The sequence below is a fragment of the Bradyrhizobium sp. LMTR 3 genome (assembly GCF_001693485.1).
Lineage (GTDB): Bacteria > Pseudomonadota > Alphaproteobacteria > Rhizobiales > Xanthobacteraceae > Bradyrhizobium.
This window is the reverse complement of sequence record NZ_MAXC01000014.1, coordinates 51,699-67,798: the sequence shown is the minus strand read 5'-3', so window position 1 is coordinate 67,798 and position 16,100 is coordinate 51,699. Positions and strand designations below refer to the sequence as shown.

General features: G+C 64.1%; 16 protein-coding genes. 10 read left to right on the top strand and 6 right to left on the bottom strand.

From position 1 onward, the window contains the following. Window positions 1-8 precede the first annotated feature (8 nt). The 4 genes from LMTR3_RS14795 to LMTR3_RS14780 all read left to right on the top strand — a co-directional run bounded on the left by LMTR3_RS14795 (window position 9) and on the right by LMTR3_RS14780 (window position 3,747). A complete protein-coding gene (locus LMTR3_RS14795) occupies window positions 9-1,751 on the top strand; it encodes an ArnT family glycosyltransferase (RefSeq protein WP_065745819.1) in 1,743 nt (580 codons plus the stop codon). Window position 1,752: 1 nt separating this feature from the next. Next, window positions 1,753-2,598: a phosphatase PAP2 family protein gene (locus LMTR3_RS14790; RefSeq protein WP_065745818.1), complete on the top strand. Its 846-nt coding sequence runs from the start codon at window positions 1,753-1,755 to the stop codon at window positions 2,596-2,598. Between the two features lie 67 nt (window positions 2,599-2,665). After that, window positions 2,666-3,409, top strand: coding sequence for a glycosyltransferase family 2 protein (locus LMTR3_RS14785; protein WP_065745817.1), 744 nt, complete (start codon window positions 2,666-2,668; stop codon window positions 3,407-3,409). Beyond that, window positions 3,409-3,747, top strand: a complete 339-nt coding sequence (locus tag LMTR3_RS14780) for a lipid-A-disaccharide synthase N-terminal domain-containing protein (protein WP_065745816.1) — start codon at window positions 3,409-3,411, stop codon at window positions 3,745-3,747. Before LMTR3_RS14785 ends, LMTR3_RS14780 begins: the two co-directional genes overlap by 1 nt. Window positions 3,748-3,750: 3 nt before the next feature. On the opposite strand, the gene LMTR3_RS14775 is transcribed toward LMTR3_RS14780, so the two are convergent. Next, a complete protein-coding gene (locus tag LMTR3_RS14775) occupies window positions 3,751-5,454 on the bottom strand; it encodes a Na/Pi cotransporter family protein (RefSeq protein ID WP_065745815.1) in 1,704 nt (567 codons plus the stop codon). A 285-nt stretch (window positions 5,455-5,739) separates the two neighbouring features. Between LMTR3_RS14775 and LMTR3_RS40005 the strand changes: the two genes are divergently transcribed. After that, on the top strand, window positions 5,740-5,985 hold the full coding sequence (locus LMTR3_RS40005) for a PilZ domain-containing protein (protein ID WP_028346170.1): 246 nt from the start codon (window positions 5,740-5,742) through the stop codon (window positions 5,983-5,985). A 149-nt stretch (window positions 5,986-6,134) separates the two neighbouring features. Further along, the gene (locus LMTR3_RS14765) at window positions 6,135-6,962 is read left to right on the top strand and encodes a tetratricopeptide repeat protein (RefSeq protein WP_065745814.1); all 828 of its coding nucleotides are present in this window, start codon (window positions 6,135-6,137) and stop codon (window positions 6,960-6,962) included. 131 nt (window positions 6,963-7,093) lie between these two features. Here the strand turns inward: LMTR3_RS14765 and LMTR3_RS14760 are convergent, their stop codons facing one another. The 5 genes from LMTR3_RS14760 to LMTR3_RS14740 form a co-directional block, all read right to left on the bottom strand. Next, a complete protein-coding gene (locus LMTR3_RS14760; protein WP_065745813.1) occupies window positions 7,094-8,377 on the bottom strand; it encodes a CpaE/TadZ family protein in 1,284 nt (427 codons plus the stop codon). Next, on the bottom strand, window positions 8,374-9,117 hold the full coding sequence (locus LMTR3_RS14755; RefSeq protein WP_141686627.1) for a CpaD family pilus assembly protein: 744 nt from the start codon (window positions 9,115-9,117) through the stop codon (window positions 8,374-8,376). Before LMTR3_RS14755 ends, LMTR3_RS14760 begins: the two co-directional genes overlap by 4 nt. A 40-nt stretch (window positions 9,118-9,157) precedes the next feature. Then, on the bottom strand, window positions 9,158-10,627 hold the full coding sequence (locus LMTR3_RS14750) for a type II and III secretion system protein family protein (protein WP_065745843.1): 1,470 nt from the start codon (window positions 10,625-10,627) through the stop codon (window positions 9,158-9,160). Between the two features lie 17 nt (window positions 10,628-10,644). Continuing rightward, window positions 10,645-11,436 carry a Flp pilus assembly protein CpaB gene (gene cpaB / locus LMTR3_RS14745; RefSeq protein ID WP_065745812.1) on the bottom strand — a complete coding sequence of 264 codons (792 nt, stop codon included), beginning with the start codon at window positions 11,434-11,436 and terminating at the stop codon, window positions 10,645-10,647. A gap of 275 nt (window positions 11,437-11,711) precedes the next feature. Continuing rightward, entirely contained in the window at window positions 11,712-12,374 is a 663-nt protein-coding gene (locus LMTR3_RS14740) for a GntR family transcriptional regulator (RefSeq protein ID WP_176721909.1), read from the bottom strand. Window positions 12,375-12,497: 123 nt separating this feature from the next. Between LMTR3_RS14740 and LMTR3_RS14735 the strand changes: the two genes are divergently transcribed. From LMTR3_RS14735 to LMTR3_RS14720, 4 genes are read left to right on the top strand one after another with little or no spacing between them, the layout of a single operon-like run. Further along, a complete protein-coding gene (locus LMTR3_RS14735; RefSeq protein ID WP_065745811.1) occupies window positions 12,498-13,298 on the top strand; it encodes an enoyl-CoA hydratase/isomerase family protein in 801 nt (266 codons plus the stop codon). A gap of 8 nt (window positions 13,299-13,306) precedes the next feature. Beyond that, on the top strand, window positions 13,307-14,560 hold the full coding sequence (locus LMTR3_RS14730) for a CaiB/BaiF CoA transferase family protein (protein ID WP_065745810.1): 1,254 nt from the start codon (window positions 13,307-13,309) through the stop codon (window positions 14,558-14,560). Window positions 14,561-14,612: 52 nt separating this feature from the next. Next, the gene (locus LMTR3_RS14725; RefSeq protein ID WP_065745809.1) at window positions 14,613-15,605 is read left to right on the top strand and encodes a Bug family tripartite tricarboxylate transporter substrate binding protein; all 993 of its coding nucleotides are present in this window, start codon (window positions 14,613-14,615) and stop codon (window positions 15,603-15,605) included. 11 nt (window positions 15,606-15,616) lie between these two features. Continuing rightward, the gene (locus tag LMTR3_RS14720; RefSeq protein WP_065745808.1) at window positions 15,617-16,099 is read left to right on the top strand and encodes a tripartite tricarboxylate transporter TctB family protein; all 483 of its coding nucleotides are present in this window, start codon (window positions 15,617-15,619) and stop codon (window positions 16,097-16,099) included. Window position 16,100 lies beyond the last annotated feature (1 nt).

Sequence of the window (16,100 nt, the reverse complement as noted above, 5' to 3'; positions counted from 1 at the left end):
CGAACGGCATGGTGGAAACCTTGCACCCCCCACGCTTTGGAGCGGGCCAACAGCCTGTAAAACCTGCGCATTCCGGGCGCAGGCTGGCCGTTGTGTTCGACTTCGCGACGGCCAATCATTTTCGCGCCATCGTGTTTCTGGTGCTCTGCGGCATCGTGCTTTTCCTGCCCGGATTCTTCAACATTCCGGCAATCGACCGCGACGAGGCGCGCTTTGCGCAGGCGACCAAGCAGATGGTCGAAAGCGGCGATTTCGTCGACATCCGCTTCCAGGACGACGTCCGCTACAAGAAGCCGGTCGGCATCTACTGGCTGCAGGCCGCGGTGGTCGAAACCGCCTCATCACTCGGCCTGCCGCGCGCGCAGTTGCGCATTTGGCTTTACCGGATTCCCTCCCTGATCGGGGCTATCGGTGCGGTTCTCCTGACCTATTGGGCGGCGCTCGCCTTTATCACGCGGCGCGGGGCTGCGCTGGCAGCACTGATGATGTGCAGTTCCGTCCTGCTCGGCGCCGAAGCAAGGCTGGCCAAAACCGACGCGATGCTGCTGTTGACCGTTGTCGCCGCGATGGGGGCAATGGCGCGGGTGTATCTGTCCTGGCAGCGTGGCGAGGATCCGGCGCGTCCGCCCTGGGCCCCGCCGGCGATCTTCTGGACGGCGCTGGCCGGCGGCATCCTGCTCAAGGGGCCGCTGATCCTGATGTTCGTCGGGCTGACCATCCTGGCGCTCGCGATCCTCGACCGCTCGGCGGCATGGCTTTGGCGGCTGCGCCCGGTCTGGGGGCTGATGTGGACGCTGGTGCTGGTCCTGCCCTGGTTCGTTGCGATCTTCTGGCGCGCGGGCGAGGCATTCTTCTCCAATTCGCTCGGCGGCGACATGCTGAGCAAGCTCGGTGCGCAGGAGTCCCATGGCGCGCCGCCCGGCCTCTATCTGCTGCTGTTCTGGGTCACGTTCTGGCCGGGCGCGGCGCTGGCGGGAATGGCGGCTCCGGCGGTATGGCGCGCGCGGCGGGAGCCCGGCGCGCAATATCTTCTGGCGTGGCTGGTTCCGTCATGGATCGTGTTCGAACTGGTGCTGACCAAGCTGCCGCATTACGTGCTGCCGCTCTACCCGGCGATTGCGATCCTCACCGCCGGCGCGCTGGAGCGCCGCGTGCTGTCGCGCTCCTGGCTGATGCGCGGTGCGGCCTGGTGGTTTGTCATTCCGGCCGGGGCATCCGTGATCGCCGTCATCGGCGCCATCAAGCTGACGCATTACCCGGCATTTCCGGCCTGGCCCTTCCTGGCGGCGGCGATGATTTTCGGCCTGATCGCGTGGTGGATGTTCGAGGACAGCCGCGCCGAGCGCTCGCTGTTGAATGCCGTGGTCGCGGCGATGTTTCTGGCGGTCGGAATCTACGGCATTGTCATGCCGTCGCTGACTGCAATGTTTCCAAGCGCCGAGATCGCGCGCGCGCTTCGCAACGTGGTCTGCGTCGGGCCAAAGGCGGCGGCCGCGGGCTTTCACGAGCCGAGCCTTGTCTTCATGACGGGTACCGGCACACTGCTCACCGACGGATCCGGCGCGGCCGATTTCCTCGGGCAGGGCAGTTGCCGCTTCGCGCTGGTGGAATCGCGCACGGAGCGCGCCTTCGTCCAACGCGCTGAAGCAATCGGGCTGCGCTATAATGTAGCGAAGCGGATCGAGGGCTATAACATTTCGCAGGGCAAGGCGATCTCGATCGCGATCTTCCGCTCGGAAGGCACGGAGTAAGATGGCCGCGAGCCGTTCTGTCGACGATTCCACAAACTATCTTGCGCGTTTCGCCACGCTGGCGTGGCTGTCTTTGGCGCAGCTCGTGCGGTCGCCGTCGCATTCGCGACGGGCCGAGGCCGGTCGCCGCGCTGCGCGTCACGCCTTGTGGATCTCGGCAGGTCTCGGCGCAGCGATCGTGGTGCTGATGTATGCGATCGACGCGTGGGAAATCGCCCAGATGCCAAAGCGCGGTACGCCCTCGCTGTGGTGGGTCCGCATCCTCACCGATTTCGGCAAGGACGAATATGTGTTGGCGGGGCTGGCAGGATTGCTGATCGCGGTCGCGATCGCCGCACCGGCCCTGCATGGCATCAGACGGTCACTGCTGCTCGGTCTCGGAACACGGCTGCAGTTCATCTTCTGCGCCGTCGCCGTGTCCAGTCTGGTCACAGAGGTGCTGAAATACAGCATCGGCCGCGGCCGGCCGTTTGTCGGTGGCGAGGCCAACGCTTTCCACTTCTCGCACTTTGCGGGCAACCCCGCTTATTTCAGCTTTCCTTCCGGCCATGCCACGACCGCCTTTGCACTCGCTTTCGCCGTGTCGGTCATCTGGCCGAAGGCTCGCTTTGCGATGGCCGTCTATGCCCTCATCATTGCGGCGACCCGTCTGGTGCTGGTCGCCCACCATCCGAGTGACGTGGTTGCCGGGGCCCTGATCGGCATCGTCGGCGCGATGTTCGTGCGATACTGGTTTGCCGCCCGCCGGCTCGGATTTGCGATCCAGCGCGACGGCAGCATCGTGTCCCTTGCCGGGCCCTCGTCCGGGCGCCTCAAAAGGGTTGCCCGGGGCGCTTTCGCCCCATAAAAGCGGACGCCACCAGACGGCCCGATACGCCCCGGTTCCCTTCCAAACCAACCAGACGAGTGCCGATTTGACACCTGCCGACAGAGATGCGGTCGTCGTTTCAATCGTTGTGCCGGTCCGCAACGAGGCGGACAACGTCGCGCCGCTGATTGCGGAAATCGTCAGCGCGCTCGGCAGCCGCTGGGCCTACGAGATCATCTATGTCAACGACGGTTCGACGGATGCGACCGCCGAGCGGCTGACGGCGATGATGAAACAGTATCCGCAGCTTCGGCAATTGAAGCACGCCGCCTCGACCGGGCAATCGGCAGCGGTGCGCAGCGGCGTGCGGGCCGCGCGCGGTGCCATCGTGGCAACGCTCGACGGCGACGGGCAAAACAATCCGGCGTTCCTGCCGGACCTGATCGCGGCAGTCGAAAAAGGCGACGGCCGCGTCGGCCTTGCGGCAGGCCAACGGGTCGGGCGCAAGGACACCGGCTTCAAGAAACTGCAGTCGCGGATCGCCAACGGCGTGCGCAACGCGATCCTGCGCGACGGCACCCGCGACACCGGCTGCGGGCTGAAGGCGTTCCCGCGCGAGGTGTTTCTCTCTATGCCCTATTTCGACGGGTTGCATCGGTTCCTGCCGGCGCTGGTCCGCCGCGAAGGTTTCGACATCGCTTACGTCGACGTGATCGACCGCCCGCGCCATTCCGGCGTGTCCAATTACGGCTTCTTTGACCGGTTATGGATCGGGATCATGGATATCGCCGGCGTGTGGTGGCTGATCCGGCGCAAGAAGTCGACGCCCGTTGCGATCGAGGTTCGCTGATGCTGATTCAATACGGCCAGGCGCTCGGCGACTATCTGTACGACGTGTTCGTCGCCAAGTTCGATTTTTGGCTGGCTTTCGGGCTGGTCGCGCAATTGCTGTTCACCGCACGCTTCCTGGTGCAGTGGATCACGAGCGAACGCGTCGGGCAGAGTGTGGTGCCGATGGCGTTCTGGTTCTTCTCGATGGGCGGCGGCACGATGACGCTGATCTACGGCATCGCCAAACGCGAGCCCGTGATCATCATCGGCCAGTCGCTGGCCACGATCATCTACATCAGAAACATCATGCTGATCGTGAAGAACCGAGGCACCGCCTCGAAGACGCTCGATCGCTGACTGTCAGCGGCTCGGCGCCGCCGTGGGCAGTGCGGGCAATTCGCTTTCAGCGTTGCGATGGGCGGCGAGTTCGCCGGCGGCGGCGAGTTCGCCGGCGGCATCGAGCACGGGGTAGGCGACCGAGCAGATGTGCGAGTGGATGCGCCGGAGGTCGCGCAACACGTCGAGATGAAGCGACGTGGTTTCGATGGTTTCGGGCCGGCCTTCACGCAAGCGGTCCAGGTGCCGCTCGGTGGCGGCGAGTTCGGCATTGCGCAGCGCGGCCTTTTCGGCCAGCAATTTTCGCGCTTCGTTGAGGTCACCCGACATGAAGACCCCGAACGCGATCCGCAGCGAATCCATCGTGCGCTTGTGGAAAGCGGAAAGCTCCTCGGCGCCCTCGGCCGAGAACTGGAAGCGGCGCTTGATCTTCTTGGTTGCCAGTTCGCTCAGATTCTTGTCGATGATGTCGCCGATATGCTCGAGGTTGATGGCGAAGGAGACGATCTCCATCGCCCGGTGTCCCTCGCGCTCGTCGAGACTGCCGCGGGTGAGTTTCGTGACATAGAGCTTGATCGCCTCGTCGAGGCTGTCGACGCTGTTGTCCATCCGCGAGACCTCGTCGACTAGCGCACGGTCGTTGGTCATCATCGCCGCCATCACTTTGCGCAGCATGATCTCGACGTGATCGCCCATATGCAGGGTTTCGCGGGCGGCATCCGCCAGCGCGAGGGAAGGAGTCTCGAGTGCGCTCTCGTCGAGATAGCGCGGACCTGTCGGGTCGGCCTCCTTGACGCGCTCGGGCAGCAACCTCTTCAACAGACGCGCCATGCCGTCGAGCAGGCCAATGAAGAGAGCTGCGGTCGCAACGTTGAAGGCGATGTGGAACAGGGCGGTCGCCTTGGCTACATCCGGTTGCCATGCGATCAGAAGCTCCGCGATCGGCTGCAGGAACGGCGCCACCAGCAGCACGCCGACAAGCCGGTTGACGAGATTGCCGAGCGGAAGGCGATAGCTGGCGGGATTGTCGCGGCGCGCGCCCTCGACGATCGGATTGATGGCGCTGCCGAGATTGGCGCCGAGCACGAGCGCCAGCGCCGCATAGGGGGTGATGAAATGCGCATAGGCCAGCGACATCACCAGCAGCACGCTGGCAACAGAGGAATGCACGAGCCAGGTCACGATCGCAGCGAACAGGATGCAGAGCACGGGATCGCCGGTGATGGCGTTCATGAATACGCGCACACCCGGCGCGTTCTCCGCCGGCGCCAGCGTATTGAGCAGGATGTGCAGCGCCAGCAGCATCAGGCCGAGGCCGATAAAGACGCGGCCGATGTCCTTGATGCGCGAGCGCGGCCCGGTGCGGAAGGCGACCAGGCCGACGATGAACAGCACCGGCGCGACGGCGGCGATGTTGAACGACAGGATCTGCACGATCAGCGTGGTGCCGACATTGGCACCGAGCATGATGGCGAGCGCAGGCACCAGGCTGACGAGCCCGTCCGACGTAAACGAGCTCGTGATCAGCGCCGTCGCGGTGCTGCTCTGGAGCAGCGCGGTCAGGCCGAGGCCGGCGGCGAGGGCGGAGAAGCGGTTGCTCAGGGCCTTTGCCAGTAACAGACGCAGGTTCGGCCCGAACGCGCGCAGAATCCCGCTGTGGACCATGTGCAAGCCCCACAGCAGCAATGCTACGCCGCCCATCAGGTCGAGAAGGACGAGGCTTCCCATACGCGTCAATTTCCGCCAAATCGAGTCGAAGGGTCAGGCTACCGCCTAACGAGGGGCGATCAACCCTTTAATTTGCCGAAAATTGCACTGCACGGGCGCGGCCCGAGCGTGCCTTGCCGGTGTTCGAAGGTCTTGGTTCGAAGGTCCTGGCGGCTCCGGGTTCGGTAAACGGAATTCGAACGTATCGGTTACATTGCGAGCCGTTGCGCTAGGTCAATTCCAACAATTCTTCGGTAAAGCTGAGGGCACCTTCGGGTGAATCACTCCAGCAAGGCCAGGATAGACATGTTAGCGAATCGCCGCAGAAGCGAACGACGGGCGTGCAGAAACTTTGCGAAAATACAGTTTGCGACCGGCGGATTGCCGCGCGACTGCATGATTACTGACATGTCGGATGGCGGCGTGAAGATCATCGCCGAATATCCCGAAATTCCTCCCGAATTCACGGTGATCTTTTCGGAGGGAAGGCCGCGTCAGTGCAAGCTGGCCTGGCGGATCGGTTGCGAACTCGGCGCGCAATTCCTCGACTAGGCGGCCCGGCGAAACGGGACGGCACGCGCGCGCCTGGCGGCGATGCGCCCGCAAAGGTCACCAATTACCGCAAAAGCGGGCCAGTTTAACCGGAACTTAGGGTTAAGCTGTGAACACTTCTGGACAGTCGCCGCCGTGAGTCCCGCTACATGTTCCAGAAGTTGCCCCATCCGCTCCGCGTCACGCGGCTCCTTGCGTGCACGTCGACCCTGATCCTGGCGTTGGGGCTTGGCGGCTGCCAGACCTCGGGACTGTCAGACATTACCGGTTCGATCGGCGAGAAGGCCGACGCTGACCACGCCACCGATCCGCGCCGCGATATCCAGCTTTACCAGGAACGCTATCGCGCCAATCCGAAGGATGCCGACGCGGCCCTGAAATACGGTAAGGCGCTTCGCGCGACAGGGCAGCGGTCGCAGGCGGTTGCGGTGCTCGAACAGGCCTCCATCGCCCATCCGGGCAATAGACTGTTGCTCGCAGCCTACGGCCGCGCGCTGGCGGATAACGGCAATTTCCAGCAGGCCTTCGAGGTGCTCGGCCGCGCCCACAGCCCCGACGATCCCGATTGGCGCCTGCTGTCGGCGCAGGGGGCAACACTGGATCAACTCGGCCGATACGAGGAGGCGCGGCAATACTATGCGAGCGCGCTGAAAATCGTGCCCGACCATCCGTCGGTGCTGTCCAATCTCGGACTGTCCTACGTGCTTTCGAAGGATCTGCCCAGGGCCGAGGAGACGCTGCGCCGCGCCCACAGCCTGGCCGGGACCGATCCGCGCGTGCGCGCCAATCTTGCACTGGCGGTCGGCCTGCAGGGTCATTTTGCCGAGGCAGAAAAGATCGTGAAGGCCGATCTGCCGCCGGCCGAGGCGGCAGCCAACGTCGCGCAATTGAAGCGGATGCTGGCGCGAAAGGACAAGGAGAACGCGCGGGCCGAGGCCGACAAGATGCCGATCGCCGCGGCCCGGCGCGCCGACTAGTCTAGCGCTCTGCCGGTTCGAATCGAATCAGAGCCAACAGAGCCTGAATTCCCCCGGATCAAGTCCGGGGCAGGCTTTCGCCCGAAAGCGCGATCAGCGTCGCCGTCCGACGCTGCTCCGTCATCCTTTGCTCACGCCCTACGGGCCGTCGCGCCCTGCAGCTTCTTGATGATCGGCGCCAGGAACGAAATCCGTGACCGCTTGGTCACGGCATGGCCCGTCATGCGCTGCGCGATCTGCAGGAACATCTGGGTGGTGCGATGCTTGGCGGCGATCTGCGCGATCATCTGGCCGTTGTTGGCGGCGGTGCCGAACATCTTCGAATCGAACGGAATGGCTGCGATCGGCTGGCTCTCGATTGCCTTGGCGAATTCGCGCGTGGAGATCTCCGGACGCTTGTGCATGCCAACCTGATTCAGGCAATAGAGCGGCGGGCGGTCATTGGGCCGCGCCGCCTTCAGCACGTTCAGCATGTTCTTGGTGTTGCGCATATTGGCGAGGTCAGGCTCGGCGACGATCAGAATGTCGTCTGCGCCGACCAGCGTGCGCTTGGTCCATGCCGACCATTGGTGGGGAACGTCGAGCACGATGCAGGGGGTCGTCATGCGCATCGTATCGAAGATCGCATCGAACGCGTCGGCGCCGAAATCGTAGACCTGGTCCAAGGTCGCCGGCGCCGCCAAGAGGTTGAGGCGGTCGGTGCATTTCGCCAGCAGACGCTCCATGAAGGCGGAGTCCGGCCGTTCCTGCTGGAATACGGCATTGGCAATGCCCTGTACCGGATCCTGATTGTAATCGAGGCCGGCGGTGCCGAAGGCAAGGTCGAGATCGATCACGACGGAATCGAGCGCGAGATCGCGCGCAATCGTCCAGGCCACGTTATGCGCGACGGTGGACGCACCGACGCCGCCCTTGGCGCCGACGACGGCGACGATGCGGCCGACGGCCACGGCCTCGGAGGCCGCGTACAGGCCGCATATTGCGCGCACGACGTCGATGGGTTCGATCGGTCCGGTAACGTAGTCGCTGACGCCGCGCCGCACCAGTTCGCGATAGGGCGTGACATCGTTTGCGCTGCCGATCACGACGACGCGCGTTCCCGCGTCGCAGACGGTCGCGAGTTCATCGAGCCCCTCGAGGATGTCGCTGCCGGGTTCGGTCTCCAGCAGGATCACATTCGGCGTCGGCGCGGTGTGGTAGGCCTCGATGGCGGCGGCAATACCGCCCATGTGAACCGACAGGTGCGCCTTGCCGAGACGGCGGTCTTCGCTCGCCGCGCGAACCGCGGTTGCGATCGCTACGCTGGCGCAAAAGGCCTGTACAGACACGCGCGGTGCCGGCGAGATGTATTCCTCGGGCTGCGCCGGCGTGTCGTCCAGTTGATCGTCGGAGTTTTGAAAGACGCGGCTGATCATTTGCCTGTATCGCTGAGTTTGGCCTGGTCGGCTTGGGGGTAGGTGGTCGCGGTCGACATGCCCTTGCGATATTTGTCAAAGGCGATGTTGCGCCGCGACGTATAGGCGGCGCTCTCGGGACGCGGCTGTTCGAGGTCGGCGGGATTGTCGATCATGGCGGCAAGGTTGCGCTGGGTGGCGCAGCCGAAATTGTGGTACTGGCGGTTTTCGTTGTAGGCGACGTTGTCGATGTTCGGGCCGAGGTCTTGCGGCCACAGGCCGCACGGACCGGCCACCGCCTTGATCTTCGGATAGCTCAGCCTGATCGTCGGCAAGGTCCTGATATCGTCGGGGTGGTAGTGACGCCGCGTGATGGCGCGCGAGGGCACGCCGCCCGCCATCAGCACCGATCGGATTTCCTGATACGACGACGCGGCCGCGCGCGCGTTCGCCGTGTCGATCGGGACATCGGCGACGATTGCGCCGGTGCCTTCGCGCATCCAGGCCTGCGCCAGGCCCATGACGTCGGCGCGCTGCGGCCCGGAGAGGCCGCCGCGGCCTCGGCCGACGAACACGACGATCGAGTGGTCGGCTTCGGTCACGGCAATTGGATGACGGTGGCGGTAATCATCAGACACGCTCGCGGTAGTCACGACTTCCGTGGACTGCCACGTGCAAGCGCCGAGTGTCGCCGAAAGGCCGAGAAGGGCGCCGAGCAGCCCTCCGGCCTTGACGCGATGGAGCGGTGTTCTGGTTATCATCGTTCTGTCCTCGTCCCCACGCGGTGAACAGTTCTGAAACTCAATCAATGATGAAGCCAAAGTTGCCCTGGACGCCGGCGACCGGATCGATGCGAGCGGCGACGCCGTAGATCCGGTTGATGCGTCCGAGCAGCGTGGATTGGGAGTCGGATGCCGACGCAAACCCGTCATCGGGCCGCGACAGTTCCTTCTGCGCCACCGCCCGAACGACATAGGGCGTCACGACGACCATCAGCTCGGTCTGGTTGTTGACGAAGTCCTGGCTGCGGAACAGCGCGCCCAGAACCGGCAATTGATCGAGCCCCGGCAAGCCGTTGATCGCCTGCTTGGTTTGTTCCTGGATCAGTCCCGCCATCGCGATTGAGCCGCCGGACGGAATTTCCAGCGTCGTCTCGGCGCGGCGGGTCTTGATCGAGGGAATGGTTGTTCCACCTGGGCCGCCAGTCAGGGAGTTTTCGGTCGAGACTTCCGACACTTCGGTCATGACCCGCAGGCTGATCCGTCCCTCGGACAGCACTACAGGCGTGAAGTTGAGCGAGATGCCAAATTTCTTGAAGCTGACCGTCTGGACGCACCCGCTGATGACACCAGTCGTTGATGTTTGGCAGCTCACGCCGGTCGGAATGGGAAATTCGCCGCCTGAAATAAATGTCGCGGACTCGCCGGAGATCGCCGTCAGATTGGGCTCCGCCAACGTCCGCACCACGCCCGCGCTCTCCATCGCGCGCAGGGTGGCGGTGACCGTCGGCACACCAGCTTTGTTCAAAGCCGCCCCGACCAAGCCGTTGTCGGCGACGAGCGGTGCATTGTTGGCGGTGAACGGATTGTTGTTCCTGAAAACGACCGCCGCGGTGCCGTAGTTCATGCTGGCACTGAGATCGACACCCAATTGCTTGACGATGTCCCGCCGGACTTCCGCGACAGTGACCTTCAACATCACCTGGTCGCGGCCGCGAACGACGATCGAGTTGACGACCTTCTCGGACCCGCCGACCAGCCGCGCGGCGATCTCGCCGGCCTGCTGGGCTTCGACCGGGCTCGACACCGAGCCGGTCAACAGCACGCTGTCGCCGACGCCCTCGATCTGAACCCCCGGCAACGACTGCCGCAGCGCGGCGCGCACGCCGTTGAGATCGCGCTTGATTGCGATGTCGTAGGACGCGATCTGCTGGCCGTCGCCGTCGAAAAACACCACGTTGGTCTGGCCGACGGCGCCGCCGATGATATAGGCCCGTTGCGGGGAGCGAATGACGGCATTGGCGATCTTCGGATCGGCGACCAGCACATCCTTCACATCGCGCGGCAGATCGACGATCACCGACTTGCCGACACCGAGCGACAGGAAGCGCATCTTGACCGGGCCGATTGCGGAGGTCGTCACCGGATCCTTGTCGGACTCGGCTGCGACCACGGGCAGCAGCGGCCCGAGCGTCAGCGCGGCGACAGCCGACAATAACAGGGTGCGCACCGCCACGGTTCGCATCGCTGACTGATTTTCCCCAAACTTCATATCGGGCGTCCTTTCGGTCACTTCTGTGCCGTCGTTTGATTGGCGACTCCGTAGCGAACCACGTTGACGCTCTCGTTTCGTTTTTGAGCCTCGGAACGGCCTTCGGCCGCGTTGACATCGGTAATGCTGCGCAGCGCGAGCGACAGCGTGCCGCTCTGGCGCGCACGCACCAGAGTCTCGGCCTGCTCGGGCTTCAGTTCGAGTGTGGCGGTACGGCCGACGAGGGAATTGCTGCCCTCTTTTTCCTTCGGTGCCTGATCGATCGCCAGCACGCGGATGTTGGCGAGAATGATGTCCGACTGGACGACGTCGGGTCCATTGCCGTCCGGATTCTTTTCGCGCCTGGAGAAGATGACGTCGACACGGTCGTTGGGCAGGATGAAGCCGCCGGCGCCGGTTTCCGGCGAGATCTCGGTCGAGAGCGCCCGCAAGCCGGTCGGCAGGATGGCTGCCATGAAGCCGGAGCCATTGGCTCTGACCAGCTTCTGTTCGCGGATCGGCTCGCCAGCGAAGAACGGGCTGCGCGCGATCGAACCGGCGATTTCCTTGATGGCCTCGGCCTGGCTGGCGCGGTTGATCAGGTTGCTGCCGGCGGTCGCGGCTGGCCAGGCCTGCCATTGCAGGTTCTCGGGCTTGACCGGCTCGCCGAGCCCGATGTCGGATTTCGCGACGAGAATTTCCACCGTCGGCAAGTGTGCGACCGGTTCAGCCGCCGGGCGGGACTGTTCTTCCGTGCCACGGGCGAGATAGGCGGCAACACCGCCGGCACTCAATGCGATGGTCAGAACGACGACACGTGCGATGTTCATACGCTTTACTACTCTTACGCAGGGAAGCCCCACTGCACGGCAATGGCAGCCATCCCCGGAGGTATGACTAGGCATCAAAGGTATAAGGGAACTTGAGGGTTGAATTATTTGGTCGATCGCACGGCGGGATTCGCCGTCATGGTGAACGGGTGGTTATCGTTTTGGGAAAACCGCTCCGCAAAAACCCGGGGTCGTCTCGGCGTGTAGCGACGGCGCGAATGCGGGTAGAGATGGACGGGCGCTTCGGATGCGAATCCGCGTCAGGCTAGACGCTGCTATGACGCGCGAGCCTGATCTTGAGGCTCGGTCTCGGCGAAGCCGGCCTGCAAGACCTCCTCGCGCTTGTGGCGCAGATGCGCGCGCAGGATATGCGACAACCCAACGCCGTCGCGGCGTTGAAGTGCATTGAGGATCGCTTCGTGCTCCTGCACCGCCAGCGCCCAGCGCCGCGGTGTCATCGGCGTGACGTAACGCGCACGCCGAATGCGGGCCGTGACGGATTCATATAGGCCTGACAGCACCGGGTTGCCGGCCGCGGTGATGATCGCCTCGTGGATGGTGCGGTTGCAGCGGTAGTACTGGAGGAGGTCGCGATCGCCGTAGTGCTGCACCATCGCGGCGTGGACGGCGGCGATCTCGGCGATCTCGGCATCCGCGATGCGCTCGCAGGCGAGCTCGCCGGCCAGCGCCTCTAACCCCTGGCACACCTCGAACAGGTCGCGCATGTCCTTGTCGGTCAGCCTGGCCGCGCGCGAGCCGCGGTTCGGCAGCAATTGAACCAGGCCCTCGGCGGCGAGCACCTTGAGGGCCTCGCGCAGCGGCGTGCGCGAGATCTGCAGCTTTTCACAGAGGTCGCGCTCGGGAATCCGCGCGCCCGGCGGGATCTCGCCATCGAGCAACATGGCGCGGACGCGGCCTACGACTTCCTCATGAAGCATCCCGTAAACATCCAATTTGAATGCAAAAATGGTTATATCATCGGAATTTTGCCAGTTCCAGCTTGATAAACCATAGTTTTGCATTCAGAATTGGTTAAAGTCGATTAAGAAAGGGCCGGCGGCATGGATCAGGACGTGACTGTAGGGGAGGATGACCTCCTGTTTGCCCTCGATGACGGGATCGGCCGGATAACCTTCAACAGACCGCAGGCGCGCAACGCCTTCACCTTCGCGATGTACGAGCGGCTGGCCGAGATCTGCGAACGCGCCAACCGCGACCAAGCGATCAAGGTGCTGCTGCTGCGGGGAGCCGGCGACAAAGCGTTCGCCGCGGGCACCGACATCAACCAGTTCCGGGCCTTCAAGGTGCCGCAGGACGGGCTCGACTACGAGAACCGCATCGACCGCGTGCTCGGCATTCTCGAAACATGCCGGGTGCCGACCATTGCCGCCATCAACGGCGCCTGCACCGGCGGCGGCGCGGGGATCGCGGCCTGCTGTGACCTTCGCATCGGCACCCGGAGCACGCGGATAGGGTTTCCGATCGCGCGTACGCTCGGCAATTGCCTGTCGATGTCGAATGTCAGCCGCATCACCGCGTTGATCGGCCCGGCGCGCGTCAAGGATCTGATCTTCACGGCACGGCTTGTCGAAGCCGAGGAGGCGGCCTCGGTGGGCCTGCTCAACGAGGTCGTCGATGATCTGGCCGCGCTCGACAGGCGCGCCGACGAGATCGCACGGCTCGTTGCCGGCAACGCGCCGCTGACGCTGAGCGCGACCAAGCAGGCAGTCGCCCGGCTGCAGAAACGGCTGACGCGCGAGGAGGGCGAGGACCTCATCCTGATGTGCTACACCAGCCAGGATTTCCGTGAAGGGCTCGACGCGTTTCTCACCAAGCGCGCGCCGCAATGGCGCGGCCAATAGGAGCCCGCATGTCCCTTCAAGACGACACGACGCCGCGTTCGGGGCCGCTTGCCGGCCTCAGGGTCATCGATCTCACCCATGTGATGGCGGGACCGACCTGCACGCTGATGCTCGCCGACATGGGCGCCGATGTCATCAAGATCGAGAAATGGCCAAATGGCGACGACACGCGACACTCGGTGCCACCGAAGATCGGTGACGAGGCGGCCTCCTTCCTGATGATGAACCGCAACAAGCGGGGCATCGTGCTCGACCTGAAGACCGCAGGCGGCAAGGAAGTGCTGCGGCGGCTGATCGCGGACGCCGACGTGCTGGTCGAGAATTTCGCGCCGGGCGCGATGGAGCGGTTAGGCTTCGGCTATGAGGAACTGCATAGGGATTTTCCGGCGCTGATCTATTGCTCGCTCTCCGGTTTCGGCCGAACCGGCCCGTACAAGCATCGCCGGGGCTTCGATCTGGTCGCCCAGGCGATGAGCGGTATCATGAGTTTCACGGGCGAACGGCCGGATGGTCCGCCGGTGAAATGCGGCCCGCCGCTCTCCGATATCACGGCCGGACTGCTCGCCAGCATGGGGATCCTGGCCGCCTATTCGCACCGGCTCAAGACTGGTGAAGGGCAATGGGTGGAGACCTCGCTCTACGAGGCGGCGCTGGTTCAGACCTATTGGCAGTCGACGATTGCGCTCGCCAGCAACATGGCGCCGCGCGCCATGGGCTCGGCCCATCCGCTCAACGCACCGTATCAGGCGTTCGAGGCATCCGATGGCTGGCTCGTGGTAGGCGGCGCCAACAAGAAGCACTGGCTATTGATGCTCGAAGCGCTTGGCGCGCTCGAACTGGCTTCCGATCCGCGCTTCGTCAACGGCTCCGACCGCATGGCGAATCTGAAGGAGCTCGAAGCCGAATTGAGCGGGCGTTTCCGCAAACAGACGCGGGCGCATTGGCTGGCGGCACTTGACGAGAAGGGTGTGCCCTGCGGCCCCGTGCACGACATGCTGGAAGCGCTGAGCGATCCGCAGACGCTCGCGCGCGAGATGGTGGTTGAGGTCGAACATTCGACGCTCGGACCGGTGAAGACGATCGGGTTGCCGGTCAAATTCTCGGCGACGCCAGGCAAGGTGCGTTCGGGCGCGCCTGTTTATGGCGAGCATACGCGCGAGGTGCTGCGCGAACATGGTTTTGATCAGGCGCAGATCGACGCATTCGAGCGGGAGGGTGCGATCGTTGCCGCCTCGGCCGGCCGCAAGGAGCAGGTCGCCTGACGAGAAAACGAGAATACGAACGACAACAAGAAATGCCTACGGGGAGGAAACCATGAAGATCACGTCAAAACTGCTGCTGTCCACGACGGCTTTCATGCTCGCGGGCGCGCTTCCGGCCACCGCGGCCTGGCAGCCGCAGAAGCCGATCGAGTTCGTCGCTACCGCGGGGCCGGGCGGCGGCACCGACAATCTTGCGCGCGCCGTCCAGAGCATCGTCACCAAATACAAACTGACCGACCAGCCGATCGTGGTCGTCAACAAGGGCGGCGGCAGCGGGGCGGAAGGCTATGTCTACGGCAAGGCGTCCGCCGGCGATCCCTACAAGGTGATCTTCGGTACTTCGAACGCGTGGCAGCAACCGCTCGTCTCCAAGGTCGCCTTCAACTACACCGATCTCACCCCGATCGCCGCGATGGCACAGGACGAGTTCCTGCTGTGGGTGAAACAGGACGCGCCCTACAAGACTGCGGGCGACTTTCTCAAGGCGGCGGCCGCGACCGAGTTCAAGATGGGCGGCGCGCAGTCCAAGGACACCGACGAGGTGCTGACGCGGATGATCGAGAAGGCGGCGAAGGTCAAGTTCACCTACATCCCCTTCAAGAGCGGTGCTGAGGCTGCCGTGCAACTGGCCGGCGGCCATATCGATGCCCACGTCAACAATCCCTCCGAGAGCCTTGGGCAATGGCGCGGCAGCACCCAGCGCCCGCTCTGCGCGTTCAGCCCGAAGCGGTTGCCGCAGGGGCCGAAGGTCACGACGTCAGAAGGCTGGAGCGACGTGCCGACCTGTGTCGAGCAGGGGCTTGCGATCTCGCAATATGAGCAGCCGCGCACGGTGTGGCTGCCCGGCAAGGTCAGCCCGGAGCAGGCGGCGTTCTACGTGGATCTATTGAAGAAGGTGCAGGCGACGCCGGAATGGAAGGATTACATCGAAAAGACCTCGCAGGTTGATACGTTCCTAACCGGCGCTGCGTTCGACAATTTCATCAAGCAGGACCTCGAACACGTAAAGCAGGTCGCGGGCGAACAGGGCTGGCTGGTGAAGTAGGGCCGCAACCGATGATATCACGACGCGCGCTCGAGATAGCCGCCGCGGCGCTGACCGGAATCTTTGGCGTCGTTGTCGTTGTTTCCAGCATCGACAACGGCATCGGCTGGTCGAGCGCCGGCGTCGACGCCGGCACGTTTCCGTTTCTCACCGGCATCATCATCGTGCTCGGCAGCCTTTACAACATGGGGCAGGGCGCCATGGGGCGCGGCACCCTTGCAATGGTCAGGATAGCCGTCACGCCGTCCGAATTGCGCCGCCTGGCGGGGTTGTTCGTTCCAGCCGCGATTTTCGTCGCCGTCATTCCACTGGTTGGAATGTATCTTGCCTCGGCGGGCTATGTTTTCGCGGTGCTGGCGCTGCCGAGGCGGCAATCGGTTTTGCGCGCGCTTGTTATCGCCGCGGCAACGCCGCTTGCGCTTTACGTCGTGTTCGAGCGCATGTTCCAGGTGTCGCTGCCGCACGGCGCGCTCGCCGCCGCGTTCGGTTACTGAA